This window comes from Acinetobacter nosocomialis (assembly GCF_041021905.1).
GTDB lineage: Bacteria > Pseudomonadota > Gammaproteobacteria > Pseudomonadales > Moraxellaceae > Acinetobacter > Acinetobacter nosocomialis.
The window spans coordinates 995,750-1,009,104 of sequence record NZ_CP157432.1 but is presented as its reverse complement, the minus strand read 5'-3'; the positions used below and the strand labels follow the sequence as shown (position 1 = coordinate 1,009,104).

Annotated in this window: 10 protein-coding genes; 5 read left to right on the top strand and 5 right to left on the bottom strand. The window is 40.4% G+C overall.

All coding sequences use genetic code 11. The features are described from left to right. Nucleotides 1-2: 2 nt before the first annotated feature. The gene (locus ABLC00_RS04765) at nt 3-1,001 is read right to left on the bottom strand and encodes a GTP-binding protein (protein WP_004888286.1); all 999 of its coding nucleotides are present in this window, start codon (nt 999-1,001) and stop codon (nt 3-5) included. Between the two features lie 502 nt (nt 1,002-1,503). On the opposite strand from ABLC00_RS04765, the gene ABLC00_RS04760 reads away from it, so the two are divergent. Then, entirely contained in the window at nt 1,504-1,701 is a 198-nt protein-coding gene (locus ABLC00_RS04760) for a hypothetical protein (RefSeq protein ID WP_002054416.1), read from the top strand. A gap of 130 nt (nt 1,702-1,831) precedes the next feature. Here the strand turns inward: ABLC00_RS04760 and ABLC00_RS04755 are convergent, their stop codons facing one another. From ABLC00_RS04755 to ABLC00_RS04740, 4 genes are all read right to left on the bottom strand, one after another. Then, nucleotides 1,832-2,347: an acyl-CoA thioesterase gene (locus tag ABLC00_RS04755; protein WP_002054353.1), complete on the bottom strand. Its 516-nt coding sequence runs from the start codon at nt 2,345-2,347 to the stop codon at nt 1,832-1,834. 261 nt (nt 2,348-2,608) lie between these two features. Then, nucleotides 2,609-3,223, bottom strand: a complete 615-nt coding sequence (locus ABLC00_RS04750) for a MarC family protein (protein WP_002054351.1) — start codon at nt 3,221-3,223, stop codon at nt 2,609-2,611. 11 nt (nt 3,224-3,234) lie between these two features. Then, nucleotides 3,235-5,301, bottom strand: coding sequence for a choline transporter (locus ABLC00_RS04745; protein WP_004888290.1), 2,067 nt, complete (start codon nt 5,299-5,301; stop codon nt 3,235-3,237). Between the two features lie 117 nt (nt 5,302-5,418). Continuing rightward, a complete protein-coding gene (locus ABLC00_RS04740; RefSeq protein ID WP_004888292.1) occupies nt 5,419-7,041 on the bottom strand; it encodes a BCCT family transporter in 1,623 nt (540 codons plus the stop codon). A 265-nt stretch (nt 7,042-7,306) separates the two neighbouring features. Between ABLC00_RS04740 and betI the strand changes: the two genes are divergently transcribed. The 4 genes from betI to mqo all read left to right on the top strand — a co-directional run bounded on the left by betI (nt 7,307) and on the right by mqo (nt 13,301). Next, complete coding sequence (betI, locus tag ABLC00_RS04735; RefSeq protein WP_000166965.1) at nt 7,307-7,930, top strand: transcriptional regulator BetI; 624 nt, start codon at nt 7,307-7,309, stop codon at nt 7,928-7,930. Continuing rightward, on the top strand, nt 7,923-9,395 hold the full coding sequence (gene betB / locus ABLC00_RS04730) for a betaine-aldehyde dehydrogenase (RefSeq protein WP_033854258.1): 1,473 nt from the start codon (nt 7,923-7,925) through the stop codon (nt 9,393-9,395). The genes betI and betB overlap by 8 nt, the downstream gene beginning before the upstream one ends. 95 nt (nt 9,396-9,490) lie before the next feature. Continuing rightward, nucleotides 9,491-11,149, top strand: coding sequence for a choline dehydrogenase (gene betA, locus ABLC00_RS04725; protein WP_004888295.1), 1,659 nt, complete (start codon nt 9,491-9,493; stop codon nt 11,147-11,149). Between the two features lie 511 nt (nt 11,150-11,660). Further along, the gene (gene mqo, locus ABLC00_RS04720; RefSeq protein ID WP_004888296.1) at nt 11,661-13,301 is read left to right on the top strand and encodes a malate dehydrogenase (quinone); all 1,641 of its coding nucleotides are present in this window, start codon (nt 11,661-11,663) and stop codon (nt 13,299-13,301) included. Nucleotides 13,302-13,355: the final 54 nt, after the last annotated feature.

The following is a 13,355-nucleotide window of genomic DNA, read 5'->3' as shown; positions in this document are numbered from 1 at the left end:
CTCTATTCAGCAATTCTGCACGCTAATAATTCAGTTTCAAAGGCCAGCCAGTCGTGGTCATGTTGACTAATCATTTCAATACGATTATCAATCCCTTCTTCACCAGACTTATAGTTAAACTGTTCAGGATTAAAGTTAAAGGTCTTCCATCCCTGATCTGTATTAAAAATTCCTTTAATACGTAGCCAGTCTTTCTGTGCACATAACACATCGAGCAGAGCATAAAATTCAAATTTCCAACGTTTAGGTAATTTCCAACCCGCCACAATATAACCTTGTGCCGACTCAACATAGTGATATGGCAATTGATGAATTTCTTTAGCAACTTCAGCTTCGGTCATTTGTTTTTGAAGCTTCAGTAAAGGTTGTATAGAGCGTGCAGTTAAACGAGCAGGCACATCAATTTGTGCTAGTTCAAGTTGACCATGCTCGGTCTTTAGCCATTGCTGCTGATAAGGTTGGTATTCTTCTTTAAGCTCAACCAGTGCCTGTTCATCTTCAAAAGTCATGGTGTCAGCATGAGAGACCACCACAATTTGTGCAGCCTTTAACTGATCTTCATACAGGTTTTGTTTAACCCAATTGGTGTCATGCAAACGGCTACCATCGACAACTGTAATCAATGCACGCATAGCCAAGCTGTTTTGCCAATGCGGTTCGGTTAATTGATCAAATAATTGCGAAGGGTGCCCAAGCCCAGTAGGCTCAATAAAAAGTCGGTCTGGCTTTTGTTCACTTAACAAGCGAGCCAAAGCAATATGCATTGGGAGTTGACTACTACAACATAAACAGCCGCCCAATAATTCCTTTACTGCATAGCCCTGATCTTGTGGTAAAAGCTGTTGATCTACTCCAATTTGCCCAAACTCATTCATTAAAACCGCCCACACTTCATTTTTGGGTTTCTGACTTAACAAATGCTGCAATAACGTCGTTTTCCCTGCTCCTAAAAACCCTGAAATAATATGGGTAGGAACAGTTTTTTGGGCTAAAATTTTCACAGGTGGCTCAAATCAACAAGGTTTAAAAACTAAAAAAGGTATATCACTGTTTAACTACTATGAAAATGTTTTTTCATTTTGAAGCTATAGTTTTCAATTATCCGGCTAAAATAACCTTTATGTGACATAAATCTCATCAATTATTTAAATTAACTTTAGATAAAAAAGAATTAAACGGAATATTCTATTTATAGGCATTCATAATTCATGCCAAAGTGTTTTGTTTACGTAAACAATTTGGCTTTTTTTTACTCAACAAGAAATATTCTTTCACATTTTTAGCGTTCAACTAGCGCTTTAATTTTACAGTAGACGCACATAAACGGCTCGTATATTTCATATTGTTAAGATAGGCGTAATAGATTGTTAAGTTAATTGATGTAATCCAAAGCTCGGCTTAGCATGTGTCCTAGCTTAGTCATTTAGCCATACATGTTTTATCTCCGTTAGGTTGAACGATTAGGTTTGATTTATTTTTTAATGAATTTAAGGATGCCATAAAATGAAATTAGCTAAAACTTTACTCGCTACTACCCTAGCTTTAACTGCTGCTTCAACTTTTGCTGCTTCTAAACATGATAAAGTTCATGCTCCAGCAGAAGATAAAGTTGTAGTTTCAACTCAAGAACAAGCAAACACTGCAAATGCTGCATCTGAAGCGGTAGGTTCTGCTTCTGAAGCTGCTCCTGCTGCTCAATAATTATCTCTGTACTCTCCTCCAAGCTCAGAGATAATTTTGCTGAAACGAAACAGGAAGTTGAATTTCAGTGAATAAAAAAAGATCGAACCATGCTGCGGTTCGATCTTTTTTATTTTAGTCGTTTTTCTTTTTAAGAAGTTTTTTTATACATGCTACAAGAAGGATTATGATTTTCTTGTAGGCGTAATACCTTGCGGTGTTCTGCCGCTTCAAATCGACAGCGTTTCCACTCTGTATCGAGTTTTAATTGAGGCACTTCACGAGGTTTACCATTCTCATCAACCGAAACCATCGTGAAATAACAGCTATTGGTGTGGCGCACGGTACGCTTTTGAATATTCTGTGCTTCTACACGAATACCCACTTCCATTGAAGTACGACCCACATGGTTGACACTCGCTAAAAATGTAACGAGTTCGCCCACATAAATCGGTTCTTTAAAATTCACTTTATCTACAGACAACGTTACGACGTAGCTGCCTGAATAACGACTTGCACAAGCATAGGCCACTTGGTCTAGCAGCTTTAGAATTGTTCCACCATGAACATTACCTGAAAAATTTGCCATGTCCGGTGTCATTAAAACTGACATGGTTAATTCTGACTGATCATCAGTTACGGTTGTCATTTCATCTAATGTAGGCATGACTCAACTCTGTCTCAAACAAGCTCAGAAAACATTATGGTTGATAATTCACAAAAAAAACATGCTTAAATCCACAACATAGCATCGTATTTTTTAATATTCTTAATTCTTTTTTTGAACGAATATTTTTTAAACTATTATTTTTAATTATTTTTTAGTTTTTCTTAAATAAAAATTTGAGAAGCAGCCAAAAGTAATCAAAAGATGCTATGCCATTTTGTTCCATTTTAAATGACATAGCATCGTTTTATATGAGCCTGACTATACTTTATGGATCAGTCCGGTAATACCATTAATAATCATATCAACAGCAATCGTACCGATTAATAAAGCAGATAAACGCCCGACTATATCAAAATAGCGATCGATGTATTTTGCATGTTTGTAGCGTAAATGATCATGTGAAAATTTCATCAAAATCAAAATACTGCATGTTAAAAACATGGTAAATCCGATCACAAGTGCCGCAGCACCAATCGACATTTCAATACCTGTCACCACAGCCGCACTAATGGTACCCGGCCCGATCATAAAAGGCATCGCGATGGTTCCAGCTAAATGCTCAGGAGCACCGCGCATTTCACCAATGGTGTCGGCCCCCTGAAACACGTAGCGATAGCCAATCACCAAAAAGATAAGGCCACCAAAAATCTGGAAAGCCTCAAAGCGTACATTCAGGTATTTACTAAAGATTGCTTCACCGCCCCATGCAAACAGCATAAAGACGATATAAGCAATCAAGCTCCCCTGAATTAAGGCTTTGTTAAACACCTTGGTTTCTGAATGGCGGATCAGGCCAATCATATAAATGCTCATTAAAAAAGGATTGAGCAAAGAGAAAAATAAAGCAAAAGAATGCAGATATGGTGAGACCATGCATATTCCCCTTAAGCTTGCGGATCTGGGAATAATGGACGGTTCCCAGGGCTAATACGATTAATATGCAAGAACGTCATATGTCGTTCATATTTATCTAAAATATCATTAATGACCTGCTCTTTACTGTAACCAACAAGGTCGTTGTCTTGAGAACCTTCATAAAGATAAGTTTCGAGACGGTAATAGAACTGTTTGCCTCGTTTTACACGTTGACTAAAGTTAGGCGCGCTATAACGGACTGGCCAAATCTGATACACGAAGTTTTGCTCTTCTTCCAAATGAATGGTGATATCGAGGTGATATAGTGCCTCTTCATCTTCAAGTGGGGTTTGCTGCACATCTACGTTCATACCTTGCTTAATGAGTTCGTCAGCTACGGCCTGAACAGCAGGTTTGCAAACGGTATCGAGCATTCGTCTGGTTTCAGAGGTTCCCGGATGATGCATAACCCGACTCAAACGCTGTTTCCAATTGAGAATGTCGACGTTACCCACCACAGGTGCTGCGTTCATACTTCGGCTTGCATGCCTGTAGTCTTCAAGTCTGAGCGATTTATAAAGCCCCGCCATCACAAGGAACATCACGAAACTAAACGGCAGTCCCATAATGATGGTTGCATTTTGCAAAGCGGTAATCCCGTTGGTCATCAGCATAGCGAGCGTTAATAAGCCAATGGCAATTGCCCAAAACACGCTTAACCAACGCGGCGCATCATTATCAATATGGGTAAGCTTGGTCGTGAAGTTACCTAAAACCAATGCCCCCGAATCGGCAGAAGTCACATAGAATAAAAGGCCTGTTACTGTTGCGACTGAAGCAATGAAAGTAAAGCCCGGATACTGCGCTAACAGGTCATAAAAACCATGTGCCGGATTAGATAATACCGTTGCAGCTAAAGTCTGGTTGCCTTCAAAAATCACGCTGTGCAATGCGCTATTACCAAAAATGGATAACCACGTTAAGGTAAATAGCAGAGGAATAATTAAAGTCCCGCACACGAACTCGCGAATAGTACGGCCTCTAGAAATACGAGCCAAAAACAACCCTACAAATGGCGACCAAGCAATCCACCATGCCCAGAAGAACAAAGTCCAACTGCTCATCCAATCTTTAGGTTGCTCAAAAGCAAAACTTTGTAAGGCTAAGGTTGGGAAGCGAGTTAAATAATCACCAATATTTTGTACCAGCGCATTGAGTAAAAACTCGGTATTGCCCAAGAACAAAATAAACAGTAAAAGACCAATCGATACATAAATATTGATTTCAGACAAAATCCGAAGGCCTTTATTTACCCCAGATGTCACTGAAATAATACTAATACCGACTGCAATAGCAATGAGTGCAAACTGCATCCAGATATTCTCTGGCAGTCCTAATAAAACATGTAAACCATAGTTCAGCTGTACCACGCCAATCCCGCAGGTGGTCGCAATACCAAAAATTGTCCCAATGACGGCGGCAGTATCTACACTATGGCCAATTGCCCCATTAATTCTGTTCCCAAAAATTGGGTAAAGTGCAGAACGAATGGTAAGCGGTAAGTTATAGCGATAACTGAAATAACCAAGTGCCATACCAATCAAGGCATACATACACCATCCGGTCAAACCATAGTGAAACAGCGTCCACACCATACTTTGGCGTGCCGCTTCATAGGTCTGGCCTACACCAACAGGTGGCTGCATATAATGAGATAATGGCTCGGCCACCGAGAAGAACATTAAATCGATACCAATACCTGCCGAAAACAGCATGGCAGACCAACTCAGTAAACTAAACTCAGGCTTTGAGTGTTTAGGACCAAGTTTAATTTCACCATATCGTGAGCAGGCAATGAAAATTACAAACACCATATACAGCGTAGCAGCCAGTAAATAATACCAGCCAAAGGTTGACGTTACCCACGCAAGAACGGTGTTAATGGTTCGATTTGCGAAATCGTTAAATAAAAAAGTAACGAGAGAAAAGATTAAAATGATTAGAGCTGAAATATAAAAAACCACACGGTTAAGCGGGTCTTTTTTAGATTTAGATAATGTTAAATCATCAACTGCTCTTGGATTATCTGTTGCCATACAATCCTCAAGGAATAGAAGAAAAATAAAATATTCAATTTAGTCTTTTCACTATTTAACAATAATGAAAAGACTGCTTTGAACGCAAAAAATATAAATAAATGTGATGAACCAAGGTTATAAAACTTCGGTCACTTTGTTCTGGTCACAATTCGATGGAATAGAAATGTCTTTTGAAATAGCTAACTGCTTTTTCGCAACATTCGGGTCAAAATCATCTTGCTTTAGGGCTTTGGCTAGGCCAAACATATAAAGCAAAATAATCACAGAAAATGGTAAACCACATAACACCACTGCACTTTGCATGGAGTTAAAACTACCTGCTAATAATAAGCCGATACTTACAATGGTAATGACCACGGACCAAAAGATGCGTAACCAGATCGGTGAATCACTATCACTGGTGCCCCCTTTCGAGGACAAATTGGCGATCATTAGTGTACCAGACCCAACCGGTGTCAAAAATAAAACGAAACAAATTACAACAACAATCCCGGCAATATACGGATTAAACGGGAGATATTCGAGTAATTTGAATAATGACAACGCAGGGTCACTTAAAACCATATCACCTAAAACTTTCTGTTTCTGGTTAAGAATAAAATGAATTGCAGTATTTCCAAAAATCGAGATCCAAGCCAAGGTAAAACCTAGTGGAATGAGGCATACACCCAAAACCACTTCTCGAATGGTTCGGCCTTTAGAAATTCGGGCAATAAACATTCCTACAAAAGGTGCCCAAGCAATCCACCATGCCCAATAAAACACAGTCCATGAACCCAACCAGCCACTGGCTTTTTGATTGTATAAATACATATCAAAACTTTTACCCATAAAATTATTAAGGTAATCGCCCGTATTTTGTACAAGACCATTTAACAAATGGTTAGTCGGTCCGGTTAAAAATACAAATAAAAGTAAAGCATAGAGCAAACGTAAATTAATACGCGATAACCATGCTAAGCCTTTTTCAATCCCGATCACTGTAGTGACTGTCGCCACAAACATCATGATTAAAACTGCAGTGATTAAAGTTGCAGAGCTATGCGGTATTTCAGGAATTAAATAACAAATACCTGAAACTAACACCAAAGCACCAATACCTAAGTTGGTCACTAATGAAATGACAGTTGCTAAAATACCAAAGCCATCAACAAAATCGCCAACTAGACCATGTACTCGCTCTCCAAAAATTGGATAGAGTGCCGAACGTAGTGCGAGTGGTAAATCTTGTCTAAAGGCAAAATAACCTAATGTCACACCCAGCAAGGCATAAAGCACCCAGCCATGAATACCCCAGTGCAAAAAGCTATAGGTCATGGCATTGCGGGCGGCCTGAATAGTACCGGCCTCACCTTCTGGCGGTCTTAGAAAATGGTCAACTGGTTCCGCAACACCATAATAAAGTAGCGCGATACCAATACCTGCCGAAAACAGCATTGAGGTCCAAGCCAAATAACCAAACTCAGGTTTGTCGTGGTCTTTTCCTAAAGGAATCTGTCCCACTTTTGAGAAGGCAAGCCAAGCCACAAAGCCTAAACACAGCACAATCACCAACATGTAATACCACCCAAAAAAGTGGTTTACCTGTTCTTGCACATAGGTCAGCCAAAACTGACTTTTTTCTGGAAACAGTACAAATAATAGGCCAAAAATGCCGATACTGACTGCCGAACTCCAAAATACAAAACGATTTAACCGAATATGGTCTGAAGAATATCCATCACTTTTCAACACCATCTTATTGCTCCTTGCAATCGGTGTATTTTTTCCAAAATAACGTGATAAGTACCGGACTTATGCGCATCATCCTATCCGTAAGAACTTCTGATTCTATCTCTTCTACCCCGAAGTAAGATTCAAAAATTCATTGATTTTTACACATCATACTTGTTATTGATTGAACGTTCAATCAATAACAAGTATGATAAAAAAAGTGCTATGATGCTCTGCAAGTTAACATGCTGAATTTAAAGCACCCGTAAAAGTGCTGATGTGGACAATCATGACAAAACGCAGAGTAAAACCAGAGCATGTGCGCCGTGAAGAGATTATGAACGCTGCACTCGACGTAATTTATGAAGTGGGGTTATCCAATACCACCATTGCACAAATTGCAAAAAAAGCCGAGTTGTCGACCGGTATTGTCAGCCATTACTTTGGCGACAAACAAGGGTTAATAAATACCTGTATGCAAGAAATGCTCAATGTGTTGCGTCGGAAAACCGAACAGTACAGAGCAGAAGCAGATTCGCATCCGGAAAGCCAGATTAAGGCAATTATTGACTCTAACTTTGACATTAGTCAGGTAAATGAAAAAGCAATGCGGGTCTGGTTAGACTTTTGGTCTGCAAGTATGCATGTACCGGACCTGAGCCGTTTGCAAAAGATTAATGATCAACGCCTGTATTCCAACTTGAAGTTTTATTTTCTCAAGTTAATGGATGAACAACAGGCCAGTGTTGCCGCAAGAGGTCTGGCAGCATTGATTGATGGATTATGGCTACGTGGCAGTTTAAGCCGTCACAACGAATTTGACAGCGAACTGGCCCGTTCCATTGCTTACGATTATGTAAAAACGCAATTGCAATTTGCGAACAAGCCTTTGCAGGAGAGACAAAATGAGTGATGTACAAGTTTATCAACTGTATATCCATGGACGCTACGTTGAAGCAACCAGTGGTAAAACATTTAATAGTATTAACCCTGCCAACGGCGAAATTATCGCGACTCTTCAACAGGCATCTGAACAAGATATTGAAGCTGCTGTAAAAAGTGCCCAACAAGGACAAAAAATCTGGGCAGCCATGACCGCTATGGAGCGTTCACGTATTTTACGTCGCGCTGTCGATATTCTCCGTGAACGTAATCATGAGCTTGCCCGTCTTGAAACACTCGACACCGGTAAAGCCTATAGCGAAACATCTACCGTCGATATTGTGACTGGTGCAGATGTACTCGAATACTACGCCGGACTTGCAACAGCTATTCAGGGCGAACAAGTTCCACTTCGCGAATCAAGTTTCTTTTATACACGCCGTGAACCTTTAGGCGTGGTTGCAGGTATTGGTGCCTGGAACTATCCAATCCAAATCGCTTTATGGAAATCTGCCCCTGCCCTTGCTGCTGGCAATGCCATGATTTTCAAGCCAAGCGAAACAACCCCACTTACTGCATTAAAACTTGCAGAAATCTATACAGAAGCTGGCTTACCAGACGGCGTATTTAACGTAGTACAAGGTGCTGGTCGTGAAATTGGTCAATGGCTCACTGAACATCCTGTGATTGAAAAAATCTCATTCACGGGTGGCGTAGAAACTGGCAAAAAAGTGATGGCAAGCGCTGCTGGCTCTACCCTTAAAGAAGTGACTATGGAGCTTGGTGGTAAGTCACCACTCATTATTTGTGAAGATGCTGACCTTAACCGTGCAGCAGATATTGCGGTTATGGCGAACTTCTTTAGCTCAGGTCAAGTATGTACCAACGGTACCCGTGTATTTGTTCCAAAATCACGTTTAGCCGACTTTGAAAAAGCCGTTGTAGAGCGTGTAAAACGTATTCGCATTGGTGACCCAATGGCTGAAGACACAAACTTCGGTCCGCTCACCAGCTTCCCTCATATGGAAAAAGTGTTGTCTTTCATTGAGTCAGGCAAACAACAAGGCGCTAAAGTATTAATCGGTGGTGGTCGTGCGACAGAAGGCGAACTAGCCAAAGGCGCTTATGTACTACCAACGGTATTTAGCGACTGCACTGACCAAATGGCGATTGTTCAAGAAGAAATTTTTGGACCGGTTATGAGCATCTTAAGCTATGAAACCGAAGAAGAAGTGATTCAACGTGCCAACGACACGACCTTTGGTCTAGCTGCTGGCGTAGTCACTCAAGATATTAACCGCGCTCATCGCATTATTCACCAAATTGAAGCTGGTATTTGCTGGATTAACACTTGGGGTGAATCACCTGCCGAGATGCCAGTCGGTGGCTACAAGCAATCTGGTGTGGGCCGCGAAAATGGCTTAACCACGCTTGGGCACTATACCCGTATCAAATCTATTCAAGTTGAACTTGGCGATTATCAAAGCATTTTTTAATGCCTCAATCGCACTAAAACCTTCAACCTAAATCACATATGCCGAGCAGTCTTTATAGATTGCTCAGGCAAACTGTTAGTAAAAAAAGGATAGTTATGAATATTAAAGAATATGATTACATTATTATTGGCGCAGGATCTGCCGGAAATGTACTCGCTGCGCGTCTTACTGAAGACAAAGATACCACCGTTTTACTGCTAGAAGCGGGCGGACCAGATTATCGCTTGGATTTCCGTACACAAATGCCGGCAGCTTTGGCCTATCCTCTTCAAGGCCGTCGCTATAACTGGGCTTATTTAACTGACCCAGAGCCACATATGAACAACCGTCGTATGGAATGTGGTCGTGGTAAAGGTTTAGGTGGGTCATCTTTAATTAATGGTATGTGCTATATCCGCGGTAACGCAATGGATTTAGAACAATGGGCGACCCATAAAGGCCTTGAAAACTGGACTTATGCCGATTGTTTGCCTTACTACAAAAAAGCCGAAACTCGTGACATTGGTGGCAATGACTATCATGGTGATAGCGGTCCTGTATCAGTGGCTACACCAAAAAATGGCAACAACGTGCTGTTCCATGCCATGGTTGAAGCAGGTGTACAGGCAGGTTACCCACGTACTGACGACTTAAACGGTTACCAACAAGAAGGTTTTGGTCCAATGGACCGTACGGTTACGCCTAAAGGCCGTCGTTCAAGTACCGCACGTGGTTATTTGGATATGGCGAAAGGCCGTCCAAACCTGACTATTTTGACTCATGCAACGACCAACAAAATCTTGTTTAATCAAAAGCAAGCGATTGGTGTTGAATACATTATTGGTGCCGACCAAAACAACCTGCAACGCGCATTGGTTAAACGCGAAGTATTACTTTGTGCAGGCGCAATTGCATCACCGCAAATTTTACAGCGCTCAGGTGTAGGTCAAAGTACCTTCTTAAAATCAATGGACATTGATGTGGTTCATGATTTGCCGGGTGTGGGTGAAAACTTGCAAGATCACTTGGAAATGTACTTACAGTATAAATGTAAGCAACCCGTTTCTTTATACCCGGCTTTAAAATGGTATAACCAACCTGCCATTGGTGCCGAGTGGTTATTCAATGGTACAGGTATTGGTGCAAGCAACCAGTTTGAAGCGGGTGGATTTATCCGTAGTTCGGATGAGTTTAAGTGGCCAAACATTCAATACCATTTCTTACCCGTAGCTATTAACTACAACGGTAGTAATGCTGTAAAAGAACATGGCTTCCAAGCACACGTGGGTTCAATGCGTTCGCCTTCACGCGGTCGTATCAAACTTAAATCGAAAGACCCATTTGCGCACCCAAGTATCTTGTTTAACTACATGTCGACTGAACAAGACTGGCGTGAGTTCCGTGATGCAATCCGTATTACGCGTGAAATCATGCAGCAACCTGCGCTTGATCCATATCGTGGTGATGAAATTAGTCCGGGCAAACATTTGCAGACAGATGCAGAGCTTGATGACTTTGTTCGTAACCATGCAGAAACAGCTTACCACCCGTCTTGTAGCTGTAAGATGGGCGAAGACGAAATGGCTGTTGTAGATGGTCAAGGCCGCGTACACGGTATGAATGGTTTGCGTGTGGTTGATGCCTCAATCATGCCGCTCATTATTACCGGTAACTTAAATGCAACCACCATTATGATAGCTGAGAAAATTGCAGACCAAATTCGTGGACGTGAAGCATTACCACGTTCAACTGCACCTTTCTATGTAGCTTCATAAAACCATTTAGGGCATATTTCTTATATAGGAATATGCCCTAAATTTAATCCGTAACGCAGAAGCATTAATAAGAACTATGTATGACAAAAAATAATCGACTATAAGGTGAACATTTACATAAATCGGGTATGAAAATAAAAATTAATTTATTTTTATAGGCATATTACTATTAAGTGATTCAAGTTTAATCAATATTATTTTATTTATTAAATTTCAATTATTTAAATTAAAATAAAATCTAAAAACAATCTTATAAAAGCCTAATTTGATCAAATATAAATCATATTTATGATTTTAATAGAACCCATTTATTATAAAAATTGTCTTGTCAATGCAAAATTAGTCTAAAATATAGAGTGTTTGCGATAATCCCAAGTAATTTTTCTTTTTTCAAAGTTCTCTGTTTTGGAGAATTTTATTTTCGCATTTATATCCGTTTTGTCTGGATACGCTGTCTAGGTTTCCTCACACCTTAAGTGACTCAAATAACTTATTTTAAGGTTCCCCTTGCATGAAAAAGTTTTTGAAATACCTTCTGGTATTAATCATTCTTATTTTAATTGCAGGTATTGTTTTCTTGTTTAGACCGATTGCGTCAAAACAGGTACAAACTGCAAAAGATGAGCCAGTTGTTGATGCCGTTCTTGTTGGCGGCGGCATCATGAGTGCCACTCTCGGTACTTATTTCACTGAGCTTGAACCGAATTGGCAAATTCGTATGTATGAACGTCTTGACCAAGTTGCTCAAGAAAGTTCAAACGGCTTTAACAATGCCGGAACAGGCCACTCTGGCTTTATGGAAATGAACTATACCGAAGAGAAAAACGGTAAGATGGAAATTGCCAAAGCTGAAAAAGTTGCTTCTCAGTTTGAAGTAGCAAAACAGTTCTGGTCATATCAGGTAAAACAAGGTGTTTTAGCTGAACCGAAAACATTCATTAACCCAGTTCCACACATTGCTTTTGTTTGGGGCGATAACGTTCAGTTCTTAGAAAAACGTTATGCTGCCATGATTCAAAGCCCGTTGTTCAAAGGCATGAAATTTACTGAAGACCCAGCTGTAATTAAACAATGGGCACCTTTAGTGATGAACGATCGTGATCCAACTCAAAAAGTTGCAGCGACTCGTATGGAAGTTGGTTCAGACGTAAACTACGGTTCAATCACGAATCAGTTAGTGAAACACTTAAGCCAAAATCCGAACTTCAAATTACAGACTTCAACTGAAGTGACTGGCATCAGCCAAAATGATGACAAAACTTGGACGGTGTCTTTCAAAGATTTGAAAACTGGTAAAACAGACCACGTTAAAACACGTTTTGTGTTTATCGGTGCAGGCGGTGCAGCAGTTAAATTATTGCAACTTACTGGTTTACCAGAAGCAAAACAATATGCTGGCTTCCCTGTAGGTGGTGAGTTCTTAATTACTGACAACCCTGCAATTACTGCTCAGCACACTGCGAAAGTATATGGCCGTGCTGAACTTGGTGCGCCTCCAATGTCTGTACCACATATTGATACACGTTATATCGACGGTAAAAAATATGTATTGTTTGGTCCATTTGCAACGTATTCAAACAAGTTCCTGAAAAATGGTTCTCAGCTTGACTTGCTTGCATCAACAAACAAAAACAACGTCTTACCAATGACGACTGTTGGTTTAGAAAACCTTGATCTTGTTAAGTACTTGGTAAGCCAAGTGATGATGTCGGACAAGGACCGCCTAAACGAACTTCGTAAGTACTACCCAGATGCGAAAGCTGAAGACTGGCGCTTAAGCCAAGGTGGTCAACGTGTTCAGATCATCAAGAAAGAACCAGGTAAACCTGCAACACTTCAATTCGGTACAGAAATCTTTGCCTCTAAAGATGGTGCTGTAACTGCATTGTTAGGTGCGTCTCCGGGTGCTTCGACTTCTCCATACATCATGCTTAACTTGCTTGAAAAAGCTTTCCCAGAGCAAACTGAAGGTAAGTGGAACCAGAAGCTTCATGAAATTGTGGTTTCTTATAAGCAAGACTTAAGCAAAGACCCTGTGCTACTCGACAAAGTTCGTCAGTACACAAGTTCTACGCTTGGCTTAAACTATACATCTCCGTTCAAAGCGGCAAACGATGAAACTGCTGCTGCCCCTGTTGCAAAAGCAAACTAAGTTTGATGATGTATAAGTAAAATATGAAAAGGATGAATTTCGATTCGTCCTTTT

Coding starts and splice junctions, on each gene's coding strand:
- ABLC00_RS04760 (WP_002054416.1), top strand. CDS start 1,504: ATGAAATTAGCTAAAACTTTACTCGCTACTACCCTAGCTTTAACTGCT.
- ABLC00_RS04755 (WP_002054353.1), bottom strand. CDS start 2,347: ATGCCTACATTAGATGAAATGACAACCGTAACTGATGATCAGTCAGAA.
- ABLC00_RS04750 (WP_002054351.1), bottom strand. CDS start 3,223: ATGGTCTCACCATATCTGCATTCTTTTGCTTTATTTTTCTCTTTGCTC.
- ABLC00_RS04745 (WP_004888290.1), bottom strand. CDS start 5,301: ATGGCAACAGATAATCCAAGAGCAGTTGATGATTTAACATTATCTAAA.
- ABLC00_RS04740 (WP_004888292.1), bottom strand. CDS start 7,041: ATGGTGTTGAAAAGTGATGGATATTCTTCAGACCATATTCGGTTAAAT.
- betI (WP_000166965.1), top strand. CDS start 7,307: ATGACAAAACGCAGAGTAAAACCAGAGCATGTGCGCCGTGAAGAGATT.
- betB (WP_033854258.1), top strand. CDS start 7,923: ATGAGTGATGTACAAGTTTATCAACTGTATATCCATGGACGCTACGTT.
- betA (WP_004888295.1), top strand. CDS start 9,491: ATGAATATTAAAGAATATGATTACATTATTATTGGCGCAGGATCTGCC.
- mqo (WP_004888296.1), top strand. CDS start 11,661: ATGAAAAAGTTTTTGAAATACCTTCTGGTATTAATCATTCTTATTTTA.